The following is a 23,478-nucleotide window of genomic DNA, read 5'->3' as shown; positions in this document are numbered from 1 at the left end:
GTCCTTTCAGGTGCAAAGAACTCATGTCGAAGAGATGGGAGCCAGCGGGGGTGGAGGCATGCTCAGACCTGCGACGAAGTGGCGCTTCGAGCACAACATATTCGGGCCATTGAGCCCCTTATACCAGCGAGCGCAGAGTGCGACTCACTTGGGATTCCCGAATCGGTGAAAATCTGAATCCATGGGGCAAACGGGAGGTTTGCAATGGGTTCGGCGATTGCATTGCGCGATGATTTTGATGGTCCTGCTCTGCGGCAGTTCGCGAAAGGGACCAAGGATGCCGCTCAAGCGCGGCGGCTTCTGGCGTTGGCGGAAATTTATGACGGCGGCTCGCGTACAGATGCGGCCCGGATCGGGGGCGTGACCTTGCAGATTGTTCGCGACTGGGTCGTTCGTTTCAATGAGCACGGGTCGGCCGGGCTCCTCAACGGCAAGGCTCCCGGCAATCGGCCCAAGCTGAATGATGATCAGCGCCAGGCCTTGGCCAAGATTGTAGAGCGTGGTCCGATCCCGGCTATCCACGGTGTCGTTCGGTGGCGGCGCAAGGATCTGGTCCAATGGATCTTCCAGGAATTCCGGATCTCGATGGACGAGACCACGGTTGGTCGCGAATTGAAGGCTCTCGGCTTTGCCAAGCTGTCTGCCCGGCCGCGCCACTACGCCCAGAATGAACCCGAAGTGGACGCTTTTAAAAAGAGTTCCCTGCCGCATTGGCAGCCATCAGAAGCAGCCTCCCGAAGAATACCGAGATCGAACTCTGGTGGGCCGACGAGGCGCGCATAGGTCAGAAAAACAAGATCACCCGCCGATGGGCTCGCCGTGGCACCCGACCTTCAGCGCCGCTGGATCAACGGACGATGTGGGCGTACATCTTCGGTGCCATCTGCCCCAAGAAAGGTAAGGGCGCGGGCCTCGTATTGCCCTATTGCGATACCGACGCCATGAATCAACATCTGCTGGAAATCAGCCAGGCAGTCGATGACGGCGCTCACGCGGTCCTCATCCTCGATCAAGCCGGATGGCACGTCACGCCGAAGCTCAGCGTCCCTGACAACATCACATTGCTGTTCTTGCCGCCGCGTTCGCCTGAATTGAACCCTGTCGAAAACGTCTGGCAGTTTATGAGGGACAACTGGCTGTCGAACCGCATCTTCACAGACTACGAGGACATCGTCGCTCACTGCTGTGCCGCCTGGAACAAACTCGTCGCGCAACCCTGGAAGATAATGTCCATTGGACTGCGCGAGTGGGCGCATCGGTTTTGATCAATGCATGTTGGTATTACTGAAGGCGATACGGAATTTTTAGAAGCGAACGGCCATGCATTTCAGGAACCGGGCGACCTCGCTTATGCAGGTTTTGAATATCGGTTCGCCAGCCGTCTCTACACCCCCGGTGACCTCGACTACGTTATTCTCGTCCCGTCCCTGCGCTGCAACCTCGCCTGCGGCTACTGTCAGGTCTCGAGGGTAAATGAGAAAACACCGGGGTTCGATTGGACTGATGAGACCCTGAAGGCGGTGATCCGGTTCCTGGACGGACTGTCCACGAAGAGGATCAAGGTCGAGTTTCAGGGTGGCGAGCCACTCCTTCGCTTAGACGTGTTGAAGGAGGTTCGCGACTTCTGTCGGTCCAGATTCGATAAATGCGAGTTTGTTGTCTGCACCAATTTGCAGGACCCCAGCGACGAGGCCTGTCGGCTCGAAGCTGGGATTTTGGCCAAGTTGAAGAACGTTTCATGAACGTCAGGGTTTGGCCTGTGCTTTGAGCAGCATGGCCACATTGTCGGCGGTGAACTTGAAGCCGCGATGATCGGGAATACGCTGACGGAGATGGGATATTTAGGTCTTCGTGGATCAATGCCGGTGATCCGGAAACGCTCACCGCCAGCGATAAACTCGCGTTCGAACTTCCAGACCGAACTGTTCGGCCAGCAGGGCGAACATCTCTTTATCCAGATTGAGAGGCTTGCCGTCTGGCTGCGCAGTCTGGCGCGGGAATGCTGATGCGGAATGCAGGTTCGAACGAAAAGCCAGGCTCCTGGCCGCGCCACCCGGCGCTTTCGATAACCAGTCCGTGATCTGCGGCGATCTTACTGCAAGCCTCAAACATGCGGGCCTGGATTTGCTCGCAGGCGGCGGATGTCAAGCGGGTGATGCGGTTGGCCTTGCTCATTCGGAAGTACCTTTACGCACCTGATAGACCGTGCCGCGCGATATGCCGAGATCGCGGGCGATCTTGCTGGGGCCCTGGCCCTGTTGCAGCCGAAGCAGGATTTCTGCGCGGTCAATCTTCGGTGGGCGGCCTTTGTAGATGCCACGTTTCCTGGCAGCGGCGATACCCTCAACCTGCCGCTCGCGCCGCAGGTTAGTTTCGAATTCCGCGAAGACGCCGAGCATGTCGAAGAACGCCTTCCCGGCAGCTGTGGAGGTATCGACGGGCTGCTCAGTGGCTACCAGATGCGCGCCCTTGGCCTTGAGGCGGTCGACTACCACCTGAAGATCTCGCAACGATCTGGCCAGCCGGTCGATGCGGGTGATGATAAGGCTTTCGCCGGCATGGATGAAGTCAAGAATGGTCATCAGCTGCGGCCGGCCTTCGAGCGAGGCACCACTTTTCTGCTCCTCGCGGATGACCTCGCAGCCGGCGTTCCTGAGCGCCGCGATTTGCGCGGCAAGGTTCTGGTCTGTTGTGGATGTACGGGCATATCCGATACGAGCCATGTCCTATACCATGCAAACTGTTCAATTTGGGTGTGCCATCGTGTCGATTTGTTCATTATCTCACTTTGGACCCAAAATAAACAGGAAACCACGGTCTCGACCTGTTCATTGATAGTGTTCACGACGGTATACTCAAAATATTCACCACAGAGATCCGCCACCTGCGTCCAGTGTGGTCACAACGATATCTTCCACGAGCGGGATGTCCTGTAGAGGATGCTTGTGCATAAGCGCGAAGGCAGCGGCCGCCAGTGCTTTTGACAGCCGCTCCTTCTTAGCCGATTTGAGAATGATCGCGGTTTGCAGAAATCGCCTTGCCCAGATGTCTCGCCGGCCTTCGAGAAAGGCCCAGATCCTTTTTTCAACAGTCCGCACCGACCGAGATCCTTGGATGATGCCGCGTGTTTCTCCTGTGTCTTCAAACCAGCTGTCGGTGAACGGGACGAGCGCATCCAGTGCGGGCTCATTGCGGAGCATCCGATCCAGTTGTGCCGCTGTCGCATTCTGGATTTCCTTTTGCGGATCGACGTGATCCAGCAAAGCCTGCAGATCCCTTTCCTGGGGCCGCAATTGGCTCAAGCTGCAAGCCTCCATGACGTCAATGAAACCTGGCGCTGGTGGATGGCCGTTTTCTATCCCATCCGCCAGAGCCGCCTCCAGCAGAAGCTCGGCAGTCATTCGATCTATTCGGACGCTGTTTGCTTCCTGGCGGGCATAGGAGATGATGTTGGTGGCTTCGCGCTTTGAGCGGCAGCGAATGACAAAGGCATCTTTGATGCCGTACCCGGTTTTTAGCAGGATCATCGCGACAACTGTCTGGGCTTGCAGTCTTCCGACAATCGTTAGGCCTTGCGCCCCAACACCGTCAGCGGTGGTCGCCATGATGTCGCTGACTATCGGCTCCGCCCTGTTGTTATGGGGATCTGCGGCGAGACCTTGTCGCAGAGCCAGCTTGCCAATGTCATCGATAACCGCCCGGGCGGAGCTCGCTGGCAACCAGCCGCGAATGATCGGCAGGTAGGATAAAGTTTCAGGCTCCAGCTTCCCGCGCATGAGCCTTTCTCGTAGGCCGGCGGCCACGGCCTCTCGCGTCAATGATGCGCCGGACACCAGCCAATAGAGCGCACAGCGCTCCAGAAAGGGATTGTCGAGGCTCAACAGATGATGGACAAACGCGGCCTTGGCATCCTCCGGCATTCCTGCCGACATCTCATCCAGGCCACCGAAGAACTCATACGCACCGCCGCCTTCAGCTTCAACGTCCGCCGCTAAAGCGGCAAGCGCGCCATCAAAATCCGGCATCGGGATCTCGTCGGCGGGATTTTCGCCAACCGGGTCGAGCATCAATATGTCTGGCACGGGCAGACCGGCACGCCGATACAGGCCAGCAATTTTCAAACGGTGAAGTGGCTCGCCAGGACCGGTAGCAATGCGAGCCTTGATCGCCTTCTCCGCATTTTCCAGGAAAACCTTTCCATATGGGCTGTCATTCTCGACGCCCATTCGGGCCTCATCCAGCAGCAATCCGAACAAGGTTGCCGAATCCGGATGACCTTCCATGGACTGCATAACCTCCGCAACGATGGCGTCGCAGGCCATGTCATCGGCCAGGAGATCATGCTTTGCTCTTTCGAAACAAAACTGGAACTGCGCCGACGACAGCCCATGTTGGTAGAGAACATTCAGGCATGTTTCAGCAATTCTAACCATTAGCGCCTCCAAAAATTATGCCGCCAGCCGATCAAAATCGATCCGGCTCTTCAAGTCGAGATCGAAACGGCCATAAGGGTTGACGTGACTGTAGATCAGCGGCGTGAGACCACGATAGTCTTCCGGCGTCATCCGATCAGCCCATTTCTGCTCCACCAGGACGGTCTGCAGCATGCGGGTGTTCACATAGACCAGTGACGCCCTGCAGCAGGTGCAAAGCCAGAGCGGAAATCTCCTGCTCATCGATCCGGTTCGTGGCGATCTCGCCGCCCTTGCCGAAAAACACGAAGCCATTAGCGCTGTTCCAGTTTTCGACGACATTCAGCCCTTCATGGATTTCCTGGCGGAAGGCTTCCTGTCGAAGGTAACGGCATAGAAAGATCGTCTTGACCGCGCGGCCGAGTTCGCTCAGCGCCTTGTAGGTCGGGGTGCATCACTTCGGCACGGGCGAAACGACGCAGGACCGCCTCCGGGTCCGCCGTTCTCGTCTGCATGGCGGCGGTGTATTTGACCATCTCGTCATATTGCTGCTCGATTTCGTCCCAGTTGATTGCGCCAGAAAGGATCGGCAAGAGATTCGGCAGCCTTGCGCGCATTCCCGCCTCCGGGATCGCCAGCTTCTGGCGGGCAATGGCTTTCAGGCGCGGGGCGAGCTCAAAGCCGAGCAGCCGACAAAACGCGAAGCCGACCGCGCTTTGACCGTGGCTGTCGACATATTGGCGCTGGATTTCCATATCGGTGCAATGACGCAGCACACCTTCGATCATGGAGGCGACCTCCGAGGAAGAGCACCGCTTGAGCTGGGAATAAACGCAAGTTGCGCGTTTCTCGACATGCCAATAGATCATGACACCACGCCCGCCGTAACGGGCATGCCATTCCGTCATGAGATTGCGATCCCACGCGCCGAACTTCGTGGAATCGGACGCGCATGCCGTGCCGGCGTCTCCCCAAACGGCGGCATTGCGGATGGCCAGGGTCGCGTTTGCAACCCGTGCGCATGCCTCCCTCAGCGCCGGCGCATGGATGAAGCGGCGGTGAACATGCAGCAGCTCGTCGTAGCTGACATCAGGTGTCGCGCCGGCGACCCGCTTGAGCCCGGCATTCGTGCCGAGACCATAAAGGCACAACAGAAGCCGCCGATCCAGCGCCTCGCGCGACAGGGCTACTCTCGACGCCGATGTTTCGAAGGCCTCCAGCAGACCGGTATCGAGTGCGGCTTCTTTCAACACGTCGAGCAATCCTGTCATCGGCCAGCGCTGACCGATCTCGCCCTTGATCGCTTCAAGTCCCTTCGGCTCCGGTAGAGGCTTGAACGGTGTGATCGATATGCGTGTTTCGCCGCGCCACAGCAGCCGGACCTTGTCGTTTCGTGGGATCGTTTCGTTCAGAAGTAGCAATTCATACTCAAGCTCCTGACGGATGCCAGCCGTGAACGCTCGCGCGTCCGGGTCAGGTTCAGGCCTGTGTAATAGGCGTCACGGCGGATTTCGAAGTCTTTGAGTAGATCGTCATCCGGGTTCCGGTAGCGGTCCGCGCCGACAACCCAGATCTCCTTGGAACGGATGCGGTCACGCAACTGGGTGAGGACGCAAAGCTCGTAGCTGATCCGGTTCACACGGCCATCGTCATCGATTACGGAACTGCGCCACCTGGCAGGAATAACCTCGTCAAATCCTCCATCGGCACAAAACGGCAGCCATCATCCACCTTGCTCCTGATCCAATCCAGCGCCGCCAGAACCGGACGCCACACGGTGTTGTTCGACCGGAATTCCAGAACCGAAAGCAGGCTGGGCAGCATACGCCGGTAATGATTGGCCCAGGATGAGCGCATCACCTTATATATGCGCCGGTCGAGAGCCCCTTTTGCCTGGCTCTCCTTGACGATCGCCTCCAGCTTGTCCTTGCCGACGATCGGGAAAATGACATCGCAGACGCGCCCTGCCGGCTCGTCGAGCGAAGCGCTGGCAATCTCGACCAGCAACCGTTCCTTGCCATAGACCCGCTCGATATCCTTGGCGATATCGCCGACCACCTTGCGTTTCGAACGAGTCCCGATCTTGTGAACCGTCTCGATCAGCAGGTCGACCATGGCGTCCGTGAGTTGTGCTTCCCGCGACAAGAGATAAATCGCATAGAGGCCGATTTGTCTGGCCGGCGCGTGCCGCCGCATCTCCCAGGCCTTTTCGCCGGCGACACGGCGGACAATCTGTTCCACCCATGCTTTGCCGGTCGTCGACAAGATATCCCGTGGCAGATCAAGTTTCTGAATGAAGGCAAGTTTCGCCGTCATGCTGAGGATGTTGTCGAGCGATGCCTGGCCAGCATCACCCCTCATCGTATTGAAGCCGGTCTGGCCGTCTGCCTCGGCAATAGAAGCTTCCAGCAATGCGAGCGTGCTTGATGAAAGACGAGCGCTCACCCCGGTCAACCAGTCGTCGAGATAATGTTGCCGTTGCGAACACCAGGCGTTCCAGTTCCTTGTGCGACGGGCCGTATATACTACGGTCCCGCCACCAAAGAAAAACCTGCTCGAGCATGGCGCCAACCGATCGCCCGGTCGGACACAGTTCGCCAGCGATCCACAATGTCAGCTCTTCCCGATCGGGCCGTTTCAGGCGCCGAAAGCCGAGATACTGCAAAATCTCGGCACAATGCCGGCGCGCAGTCCGGCCGGAGAAATCATACTGGTTCACGGCGTCACATTCGACGTCAAGCTGCTCAGCCAGCCAGCAAACGCTGTCGATCGGGATCGAGGCGTCGTCCTGTACAAAAAAGCCGTGTGCGGCGAAGAACTTAAGCTGAACCGCCAATCCCAGTCGCGCCGGGGCCGGCTTGCCGTTCACAAAATCCATGTCGGAAAAGCTCAGGCTCCAACGCCCGATAAAATCCTCATTCGAAATACTCAAACCCATCAGCCTACTCCATAATTCGGAGCAGACTGTCATTCCCCGCAAATCACTCGTCAATTAGCGAGACAATGTTCCCACAACGTTCTTCAACTTGGCCAAAATCCCAGCTTCGAGCCGACAGGGCCTAGAACTCGCGGGTGATCTCGCCTAGAAGGGGTCAGTTCCGGCTGAGGGCGAAAAGACACTCTAGGCGGCCATAGATGATGAGGATGTCGGCGGCTCCTCCGGACTGACGAGGCGGAAAAGATTGAGGGGCGACGGTCTTGCGGCCGAGCTTTTGGCGGTTCAAAAATTGCAAACCGTGGCATTGCCTCGGCAAAGGGTACGCGATGGGCTTTACGTGCAATCGACAGGATGAAGTGTTTATCGGCGGGCACACGCTCCGACAGGTGGAGCACATGGTCCTGAAGATCGCGAGATATCAGCATTGCCGCGTTCCGCTGATGGCTGGGCTACGGTTTCAAAGGGGTTGGGACTATGAGCGTTCTCCGGATGAGTCCCTGACATTAGAGAAAGAGCGCGACGCGCGCGGTGGCGGCTGGCGGCTTCACTTGGAATATAACACGACTGGAGGCGGCGTGAGTGGGGACGTCTATGACTACGTCGCGACGGTGCGCCGGGACAGAGGAACAGCCTACAAGATGCGGACGCCCGGCCCGCCACAGGAGATGAAATTCATATTATACAGCGGCTCAGTTCATAGCGACGAAAAGGTGGAGCCGGCACAGATTTTCGCGGAGTTGTCGGCGCTGCACGAACTGGCTTGCGCGATGGATGAAAGCACGGCGACGCTGGAGGCATGGGCTAAGTCCGGACTGGCCATGCGCGTGAGATGCTGGAATTTGCCCCCGGGCGGTAAGGAGGTATTTTCGGGGAGGGGGCCGCATCGGCAAGGCTGCTTATGGGCAACAGTAATTCCCCCGAAACGATGTCCGACTTTGCACAGCGGGGATTGTCGCTGACCGATTTGCAAGAGAGAATGGTCTGTTCCAAATGCGGTATGCGTAAACCGAGTTTCACAGGGTATTTGCAACATGACTGACCAACGGGCATTCTTTGACCTGCTGGACATTATGGAAAACGAGAAACTCGTTGAAGCAAAACGGTTTTTCGCCCTGATGCGCAGCACCTTCAGTATTGCAAATCTGCTTTACGTCGACGTTGATGTCTTAACGTCGGGATTCGTAGTTCATAGACTACACCATACTTACAGCGCGAGCGCAGTCAGAACTTATATTGATGAAGGATTTCTTCGGATCGACCCGATCCTTCGGTCGGCCATGGGCAGCATTAGACCGGTGGACTGGGCGGCCGCGCGCAAACTGTACCCCGAAAGCGAACAACTCTTTTCCGCGGCTGCCCATCATGGGCTTGGCGTCAATGGCATCACGCTGCCGCTTGCCGCGCCGCCACGCCGGCTGGCTTTCTTGGCGATCCATGCCGATGTCCCGGCCGAGGAGTGGCCGGCCTATAGACGCTGCCATCTGCGTGATTTCCAGTTGCTTGCCAATCTCTTTCATGCCGCCCTCCTGGAGAACGAAAACAGGATCGAGCTCTCGAACCACGACGCCGGGTCGCTCACCAACCGTGAGACCGAAGTGCTTGGCTGGGCCGCTGCCGGCAAAAGCTATTGGGAGATCGGCACCATCCTCGGCATCTCCGAACGGACCGTCCGCTTCTTCATGACCAATGCCCGGCGCAAGCTGAATGTCGTGTCCAACGCACAGGCCGTCGCCCAGGCCGTCCGGCGCGATCTTATACCAGCGAGCGCAGAGTGCGACTCACTTGGGATTGAACGAAGCCGCTACCGCGGCAATTGCGGCGGGCTTTGAGAAGAGCCTCCTGGCTGAGAGGATGAGGGTGTTGCAAACCCACCCTTCAGACAGGAGGTCCAGATGGCCGAGATAAGCCCTCTTCGCCGCCGGATGATCGAGGACATGACGGTCCGCAATCTGTCTCCGGCCACCCAACGATCCTATATCAATGCCGTCCAGAAGTTCAGCCGCCATTTCGGCCACTCGCCGGATCGGCTTGATCTTGAAGATGTCCGCGCGTTCCAAGTCTACCTTGTCTCAGGTGGAATATCCTGGGCGGCATTGAACCAGATCGTCTGCGCGCTGCGGTTTTTTTATGGGGTCACGCTCGGTCAGAATGAGATCCCGGAGCGCATCCCCTATGCCCGCGCACCGCGGAAGCTACCTATCGTTCTGTCGACGGACGAGGTAGTCCAATTCCTGGAAGCTGTCTCCAGCCTGAAGGCGCGTGTGGCACTAACCTGCGCCTATGGAGCCGGTCTCAGGGTCTCGGAAGTCTGCGGACTAAGCATCGGTGATATCGACAGCTCGCGCATGGTGATTCATATCCGCCATGGCAAGGGCGGCAAAGCCCGCTACGTCATGCTGTCGCCGGAACTGCTCGGCATCCTACGCAGCTATTGGCGCTTGACGAGGCCCAAGACGCTGCTCTTTCCCGGACGCAATCCTGACAAGCCGATCGAGCCGACGGTGTTGCATGCCGCTTGTCGTTCGGCGGTTGCAGCAACGGGACTGGCCAAGCGGGTCACCATCCATACATTGCGGCACAGTTTTGCCACCCACTTGCTGGAGAACGGCACCGATATTCGTATTATCCAAGTACTGCTCGGTCATGCACACCTGTCGAGCACGGCACATTACACGCGGGTTTCCACCGACACGATCCGCTCCACGGCAAGCCCGCTCGACCGATTGCGACTGGAGGTGACGCCGCCGGTATCATAATCGGTTGCGCCCCGCTTTCGAAGTTGCCGACATCTTTCGGCGACACGGTGGCTGCTACAGGCGAGAGAACGCCGGTCATCTTAGTCGTGGCGAACGACGTGTCATGGGCGCGATCGAAGCTTGCCGCACACCCAGGCTCGGCGGCCATGTCGATGCCTGCGATGAGTGTGGCACGACTCGCATCTCCTATAATTCCTGCCGCAATCGTCACTGCCCGAAGTGCCAGGGCATAGCTCGCAGGGGATGGGTCGCGGCCCGCATCTGCGATCTCTTGCCGGTCCAGTACTTCCATGTGGTCTTCACACTACCGCCTGGCATCGCCGAGATAGCCTTCCACAACAAGGCGGTCGTCTACGCACTGCTGATGCGGATCGCAGCCCAGACGCTGCAGACGGTCGCCGCCGACCCTAAACGGCTGGGTGCCGAGATCGGTATCATCGCCGTGCTTCACACCTGGGGCCAGGCGATGACCCACCATCCCCACGTCCACTGCGTCATACCAGGCGGCGGTCTCTCACCGGATAAGTCAAAGTGGATCGCATCCCGGCCGGGCTTTTTCTTGCCCGTCCGAGTTCTATCGCGTGTCTTCCGGCGGCTCTTTCTGACGGCCCTTGCTGACGCCTTCGCTCAGCGTAAACTTCGCTTCTCCAACGCGCTTGCACGCCTTGCCGACCCCACCGCTTTCACCAGCCATCTCGCGCACGCCCGTCGCAGTGAATGGGTCGTCTACGCCAAGCCGCCGTTTGGCGGACCGGACCAAGTGCTCGCCTATCTCGGCAGATACACCCATCGTGTGGCCATCGCCAACAGTCGTATCGTCGGTGCCGATGACGAGCATGTCGACTTCCGGTGGAAGGACTATCGACGCCAAGGACATGATCGCGAGAAGATCATGCGCCTTGACCCGCTCGAGTTTATCCGGCGCTTCCTTCTCCACGTACTACCCGACGGCTTTCACCGTATGCGTCACTTCGGCTTTCTCGCCAATAGCCATCGCCGGCAACGCATCGCCCTCTGTCGGGACCTGCTGGGCCAGCGGTCGACGTCGGCCGAGCAACCGCATTGCCTCAACCCAAATCAAGGCTACCCCTTCACATGCCCCGAATGTGACCGGCCGATGCGTCGGATGAAGGCCAACATCCGACCCGCTCAAGCACGGTCATCTTCATTCCGATGTGACACATCATGACATCAGGCGATCGGCAGACGACCCATATCACCCGCCGACTTGGACGCCGTTCCGGCGGACAATCGTCGCTGCCTGGAACCAGGCCAGATGTTCGATCCGTAGGCGCAAATGCATCCATATCGGCACAACCGGCACAGCGACCCGCGACATTGCGCTTCGACAATCATGTAAAACCTCGCCGTCTGCCACTTGATTGCGCGCCCTCAGGGCCACCGCATCACCGCGCCGGAACCGGACGCAGAACGCAATCCCCATAGTGCCAAACAACCCGCGCCTTCGTTCAATCCGGCTTATGTGAGGTCGGCCGAGTATGACGCCACTGTCCTATCCGACCTCACATAACCCTCCAGATTCCCGAATCGGTGAAAATCTGAATCCATGGGGCAAACGGGAGGTTTGCAATGGGTTCGGCGATTGCATTGCGCGATGATTTTGATGGTCCTGCTCTGCGGCAGTTCGCGAAAGGGACCAAGGATGCCGCTCAAGCGCGGCGGCTTCTGGCGTTGGCGGAAATTTATGACGGCGGCTCGCGTACAGATGCGGCCCGGATCGGGGGCGTGACCTTGCAGATTGTTCGCGACTGGGTCGTTCGTTTCAATGAGCACGGGTCGGCCGGGCTCCTCAACGGCAAGGCTCCCGGCAATCGGCCCAAGCTGAATGATGATCAGCGCCAGGCCTTGGCCAAGATTGTAGAGCGTGGTCCGATCCCGGCTATCCACGGTGTCGTTCGGTGGCGGCGCAAGGATCTGGTCCAATGGATCTTCCAGGAATTCCGGATCTCGATGGACGAGACCACGGTTGGTCGCGAATTGAAGGCTCTCGGCTTTGCCAAGCTGTCTGCCCGGCCGCGCCACTACGCCCAGAATGAACCCGAAGTGGACGCTTTTAAAAAGAGTTCCCTGCCGCATTGGCAGCCATCAGAAGCAGCCTCCCGAAGAATACCGAGATCGAACTCTGGTGGGCCGACGAGGCGCGCATAGGTCAGAAAAACAAGATCACCCGCCGATGGGCTCGCCGTGGCACCCGACCTTCAGCGCCGCTGGATCAACGGACGATGTGGGCGTACATCTTCGGTGCCATCTGCCCCAAGAAAGGTAAGGGCGCGGGCCTCGTATTGCCCTATTGCGATACCGACGCCATGAATCAACATCTGCTGGAAATCAGCCAGGCAGTCGATGACGGCGCTCACGCGGTCCTCATCCTCGATCAAGCCGGATGGCACGTCACGCCGAAGCTCAGCGTCCCTGACAACATCACATTGCTGTTCTTGCCGCCGCGTTCGCCTGAATTGAACCCTGTCGAAAACGTCTGGCAGTTTATGAGGGACAACTGGCTGTCGAACCGCATCTTCACAGACTACGAGGACATCGTCGCTCACTGCTGTGCCGCCTGGAACAAACTCGTCGCGCAACCCTGGAAGATAATGTCCATTGGACTGCGCGAGTGGGCGCATCGGTTTTGATCAATGCATGTTGGTATTATTCCGACCTTCTGACTTCGCCGGCGAAGTCCGTCCGAGACGCCTCCAACCCATTTCTAGTCCCGCAATCGCCAGTTCAGTGCGTCCAAAAGGACGCACTGGATTTCACCACATATTGGCGTGCATTTGAAACCTGTCACTACCGACAGTTTTTCCGGACGCCGATCACTGACAGCATTTGCTCCTCGCTTTCGAGATCACAGGAGCAAAAAGATGATCAGGATTTTCAACCGCAACAGCCGCAAACAGTATCCCCAGGATATCGACGCCATGTTCAAGCTGCGAAAGCGCGTCTTCCACGATCTGCTGAAATGGGATGTGTCGGTACGCGGCGATTGGGAAGTCGACCACTACGACGACGCCAACCCGCTTTATGTGCTTTCCTACTCTGACCAGACCGGACGGCTGCGCGGCTCTCTGCGCCTGCTTCCGACGCTTGGGCCCAATATGCTCGACGATACCTTCCCCATTCTGCTCGGGGATAATCCGGAGGTTCGCGATGCCTCGGTGTGGGAGTCGAGCCGTTTCTGCATCGATCCGGAGATTTCACAGGATCGCGGCTCAAATCAGGTGACGATCGCCGCGGCGGAACTGATGTGCGGCGTCGGTGAACTCGGACTGTCCTCCGGCCTCAGCCACATCGTCACCGTGACGGATGTCTTCCTCGAGCGGATGTTCCGCCGCATGGGTTGCCCCGGCGAGCGCATCGGCGACCCGCAGCGCATCGGCTCGCTCTATGCGGTCGCCGTCGCCTGGGAAGTGACGACCGAACTGCTGGAGACGATGAAAGCCGTCGCGCAAATCGGTGGACCGGTTCTGGAAAGGCCGATGTCGCTCAAAACCGCCCGCGCCGCCTGACGTCGGCTTCCGGAGGGCCGCGACCGCGGCTCTCCGGCCACATCGGCGGAATTTCCTGGGCTTGCGTTAACGCTGGCAAGCGGACTGCGTTGCGCCTCTTTCGAATGGCGGTATGATAGGTACATGGCTTGGAGTGCGGCAATAGTCCGCCGCCCGATAGAGTGCCTTGGCTCAGACGAGAGAAAACAGTGCAGTTTGGTTCCAGAGGTGTGCTGAGAGTCTCCCTCCCACCCCTCTGTAACAGTGCCGAGACACGAATCAGATTTCCCGAATCTGCAGAAGTGAGTTTCAGTGAACGGGATTTTCTACCAATAGTCCGGTTCAGCAGGTGGCAGCCTGTCCCAATTGAACTGCCCTCGATCGCTAGGCTTACGGGGTGTTCGCGTGATGGTGACAGTGCCGCCTAATGCTACGGCAAGAGACGGCGACCAAAGAAGGTCGCCGTCCTTTTTCGGCTCACGGGCGACCGCTCTTGTTCCGGGTCGCATCGACCAGCTTGTAGGTCTGGCCGGATTTCGGCGTCGGCGGCATCGGCTCGCCGCGCGTAACGGTGCGCTCTTTGCCGGTATCTCCACCACGGGTCCCGAGAATCCCGTATTGTCCAGAACGAGGGGCAGTCTGCCCCGGCTTAAAAGTTTTAGTCATGATTGCCTTTCCGGAGCGCGCCTGATGCGAGCCCACGTCCAATAAATATCAGCACTTGACTTCGGGATCAAGTAGGAGAAAATAGGTCCCAGTTTTTGCAACATCTGGAGATCAAGATGGCCGCGTCAGCATCACCCCTTCTAAAGGCGAATCCTGTTCCCTCGTCGTCGTTCCTGCACGATCACGACGAGGTTTGCCCGCTGTGTGAACAGCAGATCCCGCACGACCAGATGGATGAGATTAAGGAGCGGATCGAGACGCGACAGAAGAAAACTGCGGAGGAACTCTCGGCCCGCCTCCAGGAACAGTTTTCACGCGAGAAGGCCGACGCCATCGACAAGGCCAACAAGGAAGGCGCCGCCAAAGCCGTCCTCGCTCACGAAGAGGGCCGCAAGGCCGCCGAAGCCGCAGCCCAGGAGGCGATCGCGGCGACGGAACTCGCCAGCAAAGAGGCTCAGGATCTCCTGTTGAGCCGCGTGACGCAAGCGGAGGCCGAAAAGCAGAATGCAGAACAAATGAGGGTCGCTCTCGAGGAGCGGCTTGCCCAGGAGCAGCAGGAGCGCGACGCCGCTATCGAGGCGGTCCGGCAGGAGGCCCTTGCGAAGCAGGACAGTATTAGGGCCGAGGCCAAGGTCGCCGCCGAAGCGGCGGCCAATGAGCGGGTCGAGTCTGCAGAGGCCGCGAGACTGAAGGCTGAAGAGGCCGGGAAGAGCCTCAAGGCACAGCTCGACACTGTTACGGCTGAGACAGAAACGAAGATCACGGCACTGATCGAGTCCGCAGCGGCGCGCGAGATCGAAATCCGTTCGGAAGCTTCTGAGGCTGCCGCTGTGGCCGCCCAAAGCAGGCTCGCCGAGCTCGAAGAGGCGAAGAAAAACGCGGAAGCCAAAGCGGCTACGGTCGAGAAGCAACTCGCCGACCATCAGGCCCTGCTGGACCAGCGCCTCCAGGAGCAGCGCGAGGCGTTCGAGCTCGCTCAGACAGCGGCCGTCAATGCCGAAAAGGCTCTCGCGTTTGAGGAAAAGCTCAAGCTGTCCGCAAAGGTGGCGGAGCTGACCCGGGCTCTCGACAAAAAGACCAACGAGGAGCTTGGCGAGGGCGCCGAGGTCGATCTGTTCGAAGCGCTGAAGGCTGAGTTCGAGGGCGACAGGATCGACCGCGTCAACAAAGGCCAGCCCGGCGCCGACATTATCCATGTAGTGATCCACAACGGCAAAGAGTGCGGCACCATCATTTACGACTCGAAGAATCATGGCGCATGGCGTAACGACTTCGTCACCAAGCTCGCAACCGACCAAATGGCAGCCAAGGCGGAACATGCGATTCTATCTACGAGCAAGTTCCCGGCCGGCGCGCGGCAGCTGCACCATCAGGATGGCGTTCTGCTGGCCAATCCCGCTCGCGTTGTCGCTCTCGTTCAGCTGATCCGCCACCACATCGTGCAGACCCATATTCTGCGTATGAGCAGCGAGGAGAAGACCCAGAAGACGGCCGCGCTCTATGACTTCATTACCTCGGAGCGCTGCAGCGATCTGATTGCCCGGATCGACACTCACACGGACGACCTCCTCGACATCCAGGTTAAGGAAAAGAAGGCACACGAATCTGTCTGGAAGCGTCAGGGCGAACTCATTCGATCAGTGCAGAAAGTGAAGGCCGAGCTGAGCAACGAAATCGACATGATCATCGGCACGGCCCGGGTATCGGAGCAGGACAATGAATAACACGATCCCGGCGGCGGGTCGCGAACGCGACAACGTCGTCAACCTTCAGGAACGCCGGCTCGATCGTACCGTTCTTCGGACGTACCGCACGAAGGCCGACATCGATATCATCTTGCCCAATGACAAGCAGCCGAGGCTCGGGCCCAAGGTTGACGAAGAACTGCAACGGCAGATCGAAGCCAATGGCGGTTTGTTTGAGCCACTACTCGTAGAACCCCATCCCGATTTCCCAGGAAAATTCCGTATCATCGATGGTGATCGCCGGTGGACGAATTCTCGGGTCTTGGTGGAGCAGGGAAAAGAAGAATTCCGCCAGCTGCCCATCGAGGTTACCGACCGCACCCTGAGTGATGAGGATCGGCTTCGCGCGTGGATCTATATCCATCGGCAGCGCAAGGAATGGGACGCCAAAGAGAAGGAAATGGTGGCCTACCGCCTCGTCGACCTGATGGGACGCGCCAGCGCCGCGAACATACTCGGGATCACCGTTCGGGAACTCGACAAACTGGTCGATATTTTCGAGCTGTCGGAGAAGTTCACCAGCCTTCGCGATCCAAGTGCAGCCATCACCTGGGCGCGTGAGATGATGGGGGTCAGCAAGAAGCTGTTCACGCCCAGCATCGTCGAGGCCGTCGTCAAGAAGGTGAACGACAAGCGCATAACCAACTCCAAGGACCTGCGCAAACTGCGATCGATCCTCCCCGATCCGGTGGCGCGCGCGCATTTCCTCAGCGACGCGGGGGATCTCGATTCTGCAATGTTGCGCCTGGGACCCACCGAGAAGAAGCCAAAGGGCGGATTGTCCGGGGATCTGGAGGCAGCGGTTGAAGCGATGAAGGGGGTTCCATGGACCACTCTACAGGATCTCAAGGGCGACCCCGACATCCTGAAAAAGATCGATGACGCCGAGGCGCTCCTTCGGTCACTGCGCAAGGCGCTTTCGTGAGCCCGCGCAATCAGAACAGCCCGACGACGGACTGTTCTGACATGGTTTTTAGGAAGGTTTCCGCTGAGCTCGTCACCTTCTCTAACAAGTTTTCGCTACCTTTCAGTCGCGGAGATCGCCGATGATATTGCAGGGACCTGGCTGGCATCCAACAATGGTGAGGCGTCCTGCACGATACTCAACGCCGGCCAGAATGCCGGGTTGATAACGTGACTTGTCGCGACCAGCCCGGATCTTCAATATCTTAAGATCATAATTCACGGCATAGATGAAGTAGTCCCCACCACCGGATCGAATGCCGAGCACGCCGTAGTATAGCAGGAAGTCGATCACTTCCCCCTGCTGATCAGCGGAAATGCCGGCAGCGGTCAGGATAACCTCAAGCTCGGTCGGCGAAAGCGTGCTACGAGCGTCCAGGAAGTAATAAAGAAGGTCGTTTGCCTCCGGATGGACGTCACTTAATTCGCGGTCAAGCTCCTGAAGAAGGTCTTCGGAATATGCCTTCATGCCCTTTTCAATGTCGGCCTCTTCAATACTTCTTCGGCCCCGTCCAGTGCCGAGATGAGCCGAAGGCGAAACATCTCGCGGAGCATATCGGGATCGGACCAATCAAGCGTTGCCCGCAACTCCTTTCCGTAGTCTGTGCTGTGTTTCACCAGATGGTCGTAAACATCGTTCCGCACAAACACGAGGCAGTGGAATTTATGGCCGTCCCGCCGCATTTCACGTTCCAGCCGCCGTCCAGCATCGACAAGGCAACGCAAAACGATGGCGTCAATTGCATCAAGACCTCGTGTGTTCCAACCACGGTCGAGGTTATCGAAGAGCACCCATACAGATTCCTTAAATTCCAGGTATTCGGATACCTTCAGTCGCAGATCGCGAAGATCGTGGGTATAAAGAAGCTGTGTTACCTGGGCCGCACTGAGCCGCTGCCCGTCGTGGCCATCAAATCGAGCCTTATATTCATTGATGAGGCGCTGCGAGAGATTGGATAGCCGCTCGGCAAAATCTCCCTCGGCGGAGAAATCAGGAGCGCGGTAAACCGCTTCCAGGTCCGTATAAAGCTGGTTAAGGTTGTGATTGTGCCGGTAGGTATTCTGGTCCTTTTCCAGCAGCTTGTAGGCTACCTCCAACAGGATAAGGTACTCCCAGAACGCCGTAATAAGAGCTGGCTCGGGAAAACTGTACAGCCGGTATAAGTGGAATTTCTGCCTGACTTTGGCTTAAATGCCGGAAACAGGAGAGAGCATGTCGAGACGACCGCGCCGGAATCATAGCCCGGCTTTTAAGGCGAAGGTGGCGCTTGCAGCCATCCGGGGCGAACAGACGCTGGTGGAATTATCCCAGCAATTCGTAAGCGCTAATTTCTGTGCGCCTTCTGTAGCGGAGTGCTGTGAGGCATGAAGCGTCCACCAAAAAATAGGTGGACACCAAATCATGGATGAAGATGCTCCTAAACTGCAGGTACGGCTTGTTGGTCGCGACGGCCGCCGTCGATATGACCCTGCGTCGAGAGATCAGCTTGTCGCGGCGTGCTTAGAACCCGGCGTTTCGGTCTCGCGGCTGGCGCTGGAGCACGGCGTCAATGCGAATCTCGTCCGGAAGTGGATGAAGAAGTCCAGAGCGGAGCGTCAATTGCCTTTGGCCTCGGCGTTCGTTCCGGTTCAGATTGCTCCGGATATGCACTCGGGTTCTGCTGGCGATCTGAAGAAGACCAAGCCATTGAGCCAGTGCCTTCCCGCATCCAAGGTGAGCGCACTCCTGCCGAACGGGGTCAGCCTGACCGTCGAGTGCGCCGGTGTGGAAGTGCTGGAAGCAATCATAGGAGCGCTGGGTCATGTTCAGACTGGGCGGTGATCTCAAGGTTTACCTGCATCGCGAACCGATCGACTTCCGCGCGGGCATCAACAGCCTGGCGGTCCTGGTCCAGGAGACGATGGCGCTGGATCCGTTTGCGCCTGCGGTTTTTGCCTTCTGCAATCGCCGGCGTGACCGAATGAAGCTGCTGTTTTTTGATCGTTCCGGTTTTGTGATGGTCCTGAAGCGGTTGACCGAGGACAGGTTCAGATGGCCCCGTTGCGAGGTGCCGGTGGTCATGCTGACGACAGAACAGCTTCACTGGATCCTCGATGGCATCGATATCGACGCAATGGTGCGCCATCCGGTGCGGCAATATCAGATTGCCGGCTGACGGATGTCGAATTGAGCAGTTGACGCGGCTGGGCGGTTCAGATTCAAGAATCTGATGACTCGCACCGGCGAACCGAGCATTGCAGAACTGATGGCGCAATTGGCAGCCAATGCTGCCGAAATCGCTGCGCTCAAAGCCGAGAAGGAAGCGCTCTCGCAGCGGGTCGTCAAGCTGGAAGAAGAGCTTGCACTGGCAAAACTCCATCGCTTTGCCCCCCGCAGTGAAAAGCACATTGATCGTCTCTTCAACGAGGCCGAAGAGGCTGCGGTCGAGGATGGCAGCGAAGCAGGCGATGTTGTCGAGCTTCCGGACACCGGCCTGCCAGCGGTAGAAGGTCAAACGGGAAAGAAGCGTGGACGCAGACCTCTGCCAGAAGACCTGCCACGCGAGCGCGTCGAATATGACCTCCCCGACGATCAGAAGTCTTGTCCCTGCTGCCAGGGTCAGATGCATCGCATGGGCGAGGCTGTTACCGAGCAGCTCCATATCGAGGTCAAGGCAAAGGTCCTACAGAATGTGCGGTTCAAGTACGCTTGCCGCCATTGCGACCGCACCGGGATCAACACACCCGTCGTGATCGCACCGATGCCGACGCAGCCCCTGCCGGGCAGCATCGCTACCGCCTCGACGTTAGCCTTCGCGCTCGTCCACAAATACGTCGACGGCACACCGCTTTACCGCGTGGCTCAGACATTCGAGCGTGCTGGTGTTCCGATCAGCCGCGGCGCTCTCGCTCACTGGGTCATCGGCTCAAGCGAGAAGCATCTGCACCGCATCTATGATGCGCTGAAACTGCGGTTGCGATCGCAGCCTCTCATTCATGGCGATGAGACGACGGTTCAAGTCCTCAAGGAAAAGGACAAGGAGGCCACCAGCACATCGTACATGTGGGCCTATCGCAGCGGCGAGGACAGTGACCAGCCAATCGTACTGCTCGATTATCAGCCCGGGCGCGGCCAGATCCACCCGCAGACCTTCCTTGGTGACTACCGCGGCATATTGGTGAGCGATGGCTACACAGCCTGGCGCACATTGCATGGCGCAACCCATGTCGGATGCATGGCTCACTCCAGGCGGCGCTTCGTCGAAGCCCTCAAGGCAAGAAAGAATGGCGGCGGCCCGCCGGAGCAAGCGCTCAGGTTCTTCGAGCAGCTCTACCGGATCGAGAGGCAGGCGCGAGAGATAAAGCCCGACGCCGGTGAAACGCAGGCCGCCTGCATTCGCCGCTTCCGGCAACAGCACAGTTTGCCTGTCCTGAACGCCCTCAAGACGTGGCTCGATAACATCGCGCCGAAGGTCGTGCCGGATACCAAGCTCGGCGATGCTGTGTCCTACACCCTGAACCAATGGGATTATCTGACGCGCTACACCAGCGACGGCAGGATGCCGATCGATAACAACATCCTGGAACGCGACATCAGGGTTTTTGCGACCGGAAGAAAATCGTGGCTGTTCAGCGACACTGCTGACGGAGCCAAGGCCAGTGCTGTGATTTACAGTCTGATGCTGACATGCCGCGCCTGTGGCGTCGACCCTCTGATCTGGCTGCGCCACGTACTCACCGAGTTGCCACAGCGCGAAGAGAATGCCGACATCGGCGACCTGCTCCCGTTCAACTTCTCCAAGACCTCCACGACCGAATAGAGCCGGATACCGCGACCGATGCTATCCGCCGTTCGGTGTGGAACAGGCGTCAATACGCATCGAAAATCGCGCTTACAGCAATTCGACGTGCACGCCAATCAGATCAAGCAATGGAAAGACCAGCTCCTTGAGGGGGCGACGGGCGTTTTTGGCGATGAAGCCAAAGCGGAATCTGCGGCCCCGACCGTCGATGTCAAAACGCTGCATGCCAAGATTGGGGAACTGACGTTAGAGAATGATTTTTTATCAAGTGCGCTCGGCAAAGCCGGATTGCTGAGCGGAAAGAAATGATCAACCGCGAGCACAAACTATCGGTCGTTCGCCAGGCGAAGCTTCTCGGCTTCAGTCGTGGCAGCATCTATTATTCGCCACGTCCTGTGTCAGACGGCGATCTGGCCCTGATGCGCCGGATCGACGAACTGCACCTCGACTACCCGTTCGCCGGAAGCCGGATGTTGCAAGGGCTTTTGAAGGCAGAAGGGCTTGTCACAGGGCGGCTTCACGTCGCGACGCTGATGAGGAAGATGGGCATTGAGGCGATTTACCGTCGCCCCAACACGTCTAAACCGGCACCTGGGCACAAGGTCTATCCGTATCTCCTACGCAAGCTGGCGGTCACCAGACATGGGGTAATCGCGGCGCGACCGTCCCAGGCCAGTCTATAAATTACGGATGGCAAGGGTGGTTGCCCCCGATAAGATGGAAATACGGGCTCTCGATTGGTACCGGGCCCAAACACCAAATGGAGGCAACCATGGACCGATATATAGGGCTCGACGTTTCGTTGAAAGATACCGCCATCTCGATCCGAGAAGACGGGAAGCGGATATGGCGCGGGAAGTGCCCTTCGGACCCAAAACTTTTGGCGCAGATGATCCGCAAGCACGCGCCAAACGCCAAGCGCGTCGTATTCGAGACGGGGCCGCTGTCGACGTGGTTCTATCATGCGCTGACGGCCGAAGGGGTTCCGGCAATCTGCATTGAAGCGCGGCACGCGCAAAAGGTCTTGAACGAGACGCTCAACAAGACCGATGCCAATAATGCGGATGGCTTGGCGCAACTGGCCGAAGCCGGCTTCTACAAGGCGGTCCGGGTAAAAGCGTTCGACAGCATGCTGACGCGCACGCTGGTGACGGCCCGCAATCAGCTTTTGAGCATCTCAACCCAGCTCAGCAACCAGATCCGCGGCCTGATGAAGACGTTCGGTCTGATCGTCCCCAAAGGAACAGGTCGGGTGTTTGATAGCAATGTAAGAGAGTTTTTGGATGGGAATGACGGCCTGGCATGGATCATATTGCCTCTGCTTGAGGCGTGGCGCGACATACGCAAGCGCGCGGCCGATCTTGATCGCCAGTTGCTCGTAGCGGCGCGGAAAAGCCAGGCGACGAAGCTGTTGATGACGATCCCGGGGATCGGCGCTGTCACCGCCGTCTCCTATGTCGCCGCGATTGAAGATCCAGACAACTTCCGAACGTCGCGCTCGGTTGGCGCCTGGCTCGGGCTGACAACGCGGCGCTACCAGTCAGGCGAAGTCGATTATGACGGCCACATCTCGCGAAGAGGTGACCACCGTCTGCGGGGACTGCTTTATGAAGCGGCGACTGTGATCCTTACGAGAACCAGTGCCAGGAACGAGAGCAGTCTCAAGAGCTGGGGGCTTAAACTGCGTGAGCGGTTGGGCTTCAAGCGCGCTGCGGTGGCGATCGCCCGTAAGCTTGCGGTCATCATGCACAGCATGCTCAAGACGGGAGAAGTGTTCAACGCATTGGCTGGCGCCACCGCATAAGCGAAGTGCCAGCCTTCTAACTCAGCGCGTCAAACCCGATTTGAGGCACTGAGCGTCCCTGCTGCGGACGTGGATTGGATCATTCCGTTGAGTTGGGCTGCAGCTCGTTCGAGACTGCGCACCAGACATAGGAAGGTCCACCCTGCGAAGACCCATTGTGCGGCGACATTTGTCGACCGCGGAGACAACCCTGCTCCCGGCGCTGGACAGCTCTGAAGAAAATATGGCCGCTGAGGCCCCGATCCAAACAGTAGCCCATTTACGCCGCGTTGCCTGTCGCGCAACACGGCAAAGACGCCGAATACCAAAAATACCTTGACGAACGGAATGCGATTAGACAACCCAATCAAGTCTGGGCAATGGACATCAGCTACATCCCTATGGCGCGGGGCTTTGTCTATCTCTGCGCTGTCGTCGATTGGTTCAGTCGCCGAGTGCTTTCATGGCGGCTGTCGATCACGATGGAGACGGCCTTTTGCATCGAGGCGGTCGAGGAAGCGCTGTCGCGATACGGCAAGCCTGACATATTCAACACCGATCAGGGATCGCAGTTCACCTCCATCGACTTCATCACGGTGCTGAAGACGGCCGGGATTGAAATCTCGATGGATGGAAAGGGAGCCTGGCGGGACAACGTCTTCGTCGAGCGGCTCTGGCGCTCGATCAAATACGAGGAGGTCTATCTACATGCCTACAAAACCGTGCCCGAGGCCCGCACTGGGATCGGCCGGTATCTGACCTTTTACAATACCCGACGCCCACATTCATCCCTTGACCGGCAAACACCGGATCAGGCTTACTTCAACGCGCTGACACCGATGATGGTGGCAGCATAATCGAGGCGGAAATCCACTTAACGAAACGCCACGGACTGTTCAGACAAACCGAGCCAGCTCTATTAGGTGC

General features: G+C 58.3%; 17 protein-coding genes and 5 pseudogenes. 16 read left to right on the top strand and 6 right to left on the bottom strand.

Features of this window, described 5'->3' with window-relative positions; translation table 11 throughout:
* Window positions 1-204: 204 nt before the first annotated feature.
* The 3 genes and pseudogenes from LPU83_RS59465 to LPU83_RS72835 all read left to right on the top strand — a co-directional run bounded on the left by LPU83_RS59465 (window position 205) and on the right by LPU83_RS72835 (window position 2,006).
* Window positions 205-1,265 (top strand): IS630 family transposase gene (locus LPU83_RS59465; protein WP_112334090.1). Its coding sequence is split into 2 segments (ribosomal slippage): window positions 205-697 and window positions 697-1,265, totalling 1,062 coding nucleotides; the frame shifts between segments, so codons are not numbered across the junction.
* 24 nt (window positions 1,266-1,289) lie between these two features.
* Window positions 1,290-1,694, top strand: a pseudogene (locus LPU83_RS59460) (radical SAM protein); the annotation flags it as partial.
* Between the two features lie 171 nt (window positions 1,695-1,865).
* Window positions 1,866-2,006, top strand: coding sequence for a hypothetical protein (locus LPU83_RS72835; RefSeq protein WP_162392087.1), 141 nt, complete (start codon window positions 1,866-1,868; stop codon window positions 2,004-2,006).
* A 165-nt stretch (window positions 2,007-2,171) separates the two neighbouring features.
* Here LPU83_RS72835 and LPU83_RS59450 read toward each other — a convergent pair whose 3' ends face one another.
* The 3 genes and pseudogenes from LPU83_RS59450 to LPU83_RS75880 form a co-directional block, all read right to left on the bottom strand.
* The gene (locus LPU83_RS59450) at window positions 2,172-2,723 is read right to left on the bottom strand and encodes a recombinase family protein (RefSeq protein WP_024319004.1); all 552 of its coding nucleotides are present in this window, start codon (window positions 2,721-2,723) and stop codon (window positions 2,172-2,174) included.
* Between the two features lie 141 nt (window positions 2,724-2,864).
* The gene (locus LPU83_RS59445; RefSeq protein ID WP_024319003.1) at window positions 2,865-4,433 is read right to left on the bottom strand and encodes a hypothetical protein; all 1,569 of its coding nucleotides are present in this window, start codon (window positions 4,431-4,433) and stop codon (window positions 2,865-2,867) included.
* A gap of 15 nt (window positions 4,434-4,448) precedes the next feature.
* A pseudogene (locus LPU83_RS75880) lies at window positions 4,449-7,350 on the bottom strand (Tn3 family transposase).
* A 1,031-nt stretch (window positions 7,351-8,381) separates the two neighbouring features.
* On the opposite strand from LPU83_RS75880, the pseudogene LPU83_RS59435 reads away from it, so the two are divergent.
* The 5 genes and pseudogenes from LPU83_RS59435 to LPU83_RS59415 form a co-directional block, all read left to right on the top strand.
* A pseudogene (locus tag LPU83_RS59435) lies at window positions 8,382-9,110 on the top strand (autoinducer binding domain-containing protein); the annotation flags it as partial.
* 132 nt (window positions 9,111-9,242) lie between these two features.
* On the top strand, window positions 9,243-10,106 hold the full coding sequence (locus tag LPU83_RS59430) for a tyrosine-type recombinase/integrase (RefSeq protein WP_037069958.1): 864 nt from the start codon (window positions 9,243-9,245) through the stop codon (window positions 10,104-10,106).
* Window positions 10,107-10,110: 4 nt separating this feature from the next.
* Window positions 10,111-11,295: an IS91 family transposase gene (locus tag LPU83_RS59425; protein ID WP_082321227.1), complete on the top strand. Its 1,185-nt coding sequence runs from the start codon at window positions 10,111-10,113 to the stop codon at window positions 11,293-11,295.
* 401 nt (window positions 11,296-11,696) lie between these two features.
* Window positions 11,697-12,757 (top strand): IS630 family transposase gene (locus LPU83_RS59420; RefSeq protein WP_112334090.1). Its coding sequence is split into 2 segments (ribosomal slippage): window positions 11,697-12,189 and window positions 12,189-12,757, totalling 1,062 coding nucleotides; the frame shifts between segments, so codons are not numbered across the junction.
* 231 nt (window positions 12,758-12,988) lie between these two features.
* On the top strand, window positions 12,989-13,633 hold the full coding sequence (locus LPU83_RS59415; protein WP_024319113.1) for an acyl-homoserine-lactone synthase: 645 nt from the start codon (window positions 12,989-12,991) through the stop codon (window positions 13,631-13,633).
* 456 nt (window positions 13,634-14,089) lie between these two features.
* Here LPU83_RS59415 and LPU83_RS59410 read toward each other — a convergent pair whose 3' ends face one another.
* A complete protein-coding gene (locus LPU83_RS59410) occupies window positions 14,090-14,278 on the bottom strand; it encodes a hypothetical protein (RefSeq protein WP_037071631.1) in 189 nt (62 codons plus the stop codon).
* Between the two features lie 116 nt (window positions 14,279-14,394).
* Here LPU83_RS59410 and LPU83_RS59405 point away from each other — a divergent pair, with 116 nt between their 5' ends.
* Together LPU83_RS59405 and LPU83_RS59400 are read left to right on the top strand one after the other, a co-directional pair.
* Window positions 14,395-16,002: a DUF2130 domain-containing protein gene (locus LPU83_RS59405; protein WP_024319114.1), complete on the top strand. Its 1,608-nt coding sequence runs from the start codon at window positions 14,395-14,397 to the stop codon at window positions 16,000-16,002.
* Window positions 15,995-16,948: a ParB/RepB/Spo0J family partition protein gene (locus tag LPU83_RS59400; protein ID WP_024319115.1), complete on the top strand. Its 954-nt coding sequence runs from the start codon at window positions 15,995-15,997 to the stop codon at window positions 16,946-16,948. Before LPU83_RS59405 ends, LPU83_RS59400 begins: the two co-directional genes overlap by 8 nt.
* A gap of 102 nt (window positions 16,949-17,050) precedes the next feature.
* Here LPU83_RS59400 and LPU83_RS59395 read toward each other — a convergent pair whose 3' ends face one another.
* Both LPU83_RS59395 and LPU83_RS59390 read right to left on the bottom strand, forming a co-directional pair.
* Entirely contained in the window at window positions 17,051-17,455 is a 405-nt protein-coding gene (locus tag LPU83_RS59395) for a hypothetical protein (protein ID WP_024319116.1), read from the bottom strand.
* Window positions 17,452-18,114 (bottom strand): P-loop ATPase, Sll1717 family, encoded by a 663-nt coding sequence (locus LPU83_RS59390; protein WP_374046232.1) that lies wholly within the window; start codon window positions 18,112-18,114, stop codon window positions 17,452-17,454. Before LPU83_RS59390 ends, LPU83_RS59395 begins: the two co-directional genes overlap by 4 nt.
* 274 nt (window positions 18,115-18,388) lie before the next feature.
* Between LPU83_RS59390 and tnpA the strand changes: the two genes are divergently transcribed.
* The 6 genes and pseudogenes from tnpA to LPU83_RS59355 all read left to right on the top strand — a co-directional run.
* Window positions 18,389-18,808 (top strand): IS66-like element accessory protein TnpA, encoded by a 420-nt coding sequence (gene tnpA, locus LPU83_RS59380; RefSeq protein ID WP_037069550.1) that lies wholly within the window; start codon window positions 18,389-18,391, stop codon window positions 18,806-18,808.
* Window positions 18,789-19,142: an IS66 family insertion sequence element accessory protein TnpB gene (tnpB, locus tag LPU83_RS59375; RefSeq protein ID WP_037069548.1), complete on the top strand. Its 354-nt coding sequence runs from the start codon at window positions 18,789-18,791 to the stop codon at window positions 19,140-19,142. The genes tnpA and tnpB overlap by 20 nt, the downstream gene beginning before the upstream one ends.
* A 54-nt stretch (window positions 19,143-19,196) precedes the next feature.
* Entirely contained in the window at window positions 19,197-20,786 is a 1,590-nt protein-coding gene (gene tnpC, locus LPU83_RS59370; protein WP_037069545.1) for an IS66 family transposase, read from the top strand.
* Window positions 20,787-20,861: 75 nt separating this feature from the next.
* Window positions 20,862-21,409 (top strand): annotated as a pseudogene (locus LPU83_RS59365) (IS3 family transposase); the annotation flags it as partial.
* Between the two features lie 131 nt (window positions 21,410-21,540).
* Complete coding sequence (locus LPU83_RS59360; protein ID WP_040680749.1) at window positions 21,541-22,572, top strand: IS110 family RNA-guided transposase; 1,032 nt, start codon at window positions 21,541-21,543, stop codon at window positions 22,570-22,572.
* Between the two features lie 311 nt (window positions 22,573-22,883).
* Window positions 22,884-23,408, top strand: a pseudogene (locus LPU83_RS59355) (IS3 family transposase); the annotation flags it as partial.
* Window positions 23,409-23,478 lie beyond the last annotated feature (70 nt).

It is taken from the genome of Rhizobium favelukesii, from assembly GCF_000577275.2.
GTDB lineage: Bacteria > Pseudomonadota > Alphaproteobacteria > Rhizobiales > Rhizobiaceae > Rhizobium > Rhizobium favelukesii.
The sequence above is the reverse complement of the archived record's forward strand: the minus strand, read 5'-3'. Positions and strand labels throughout refer to the sequence as shown.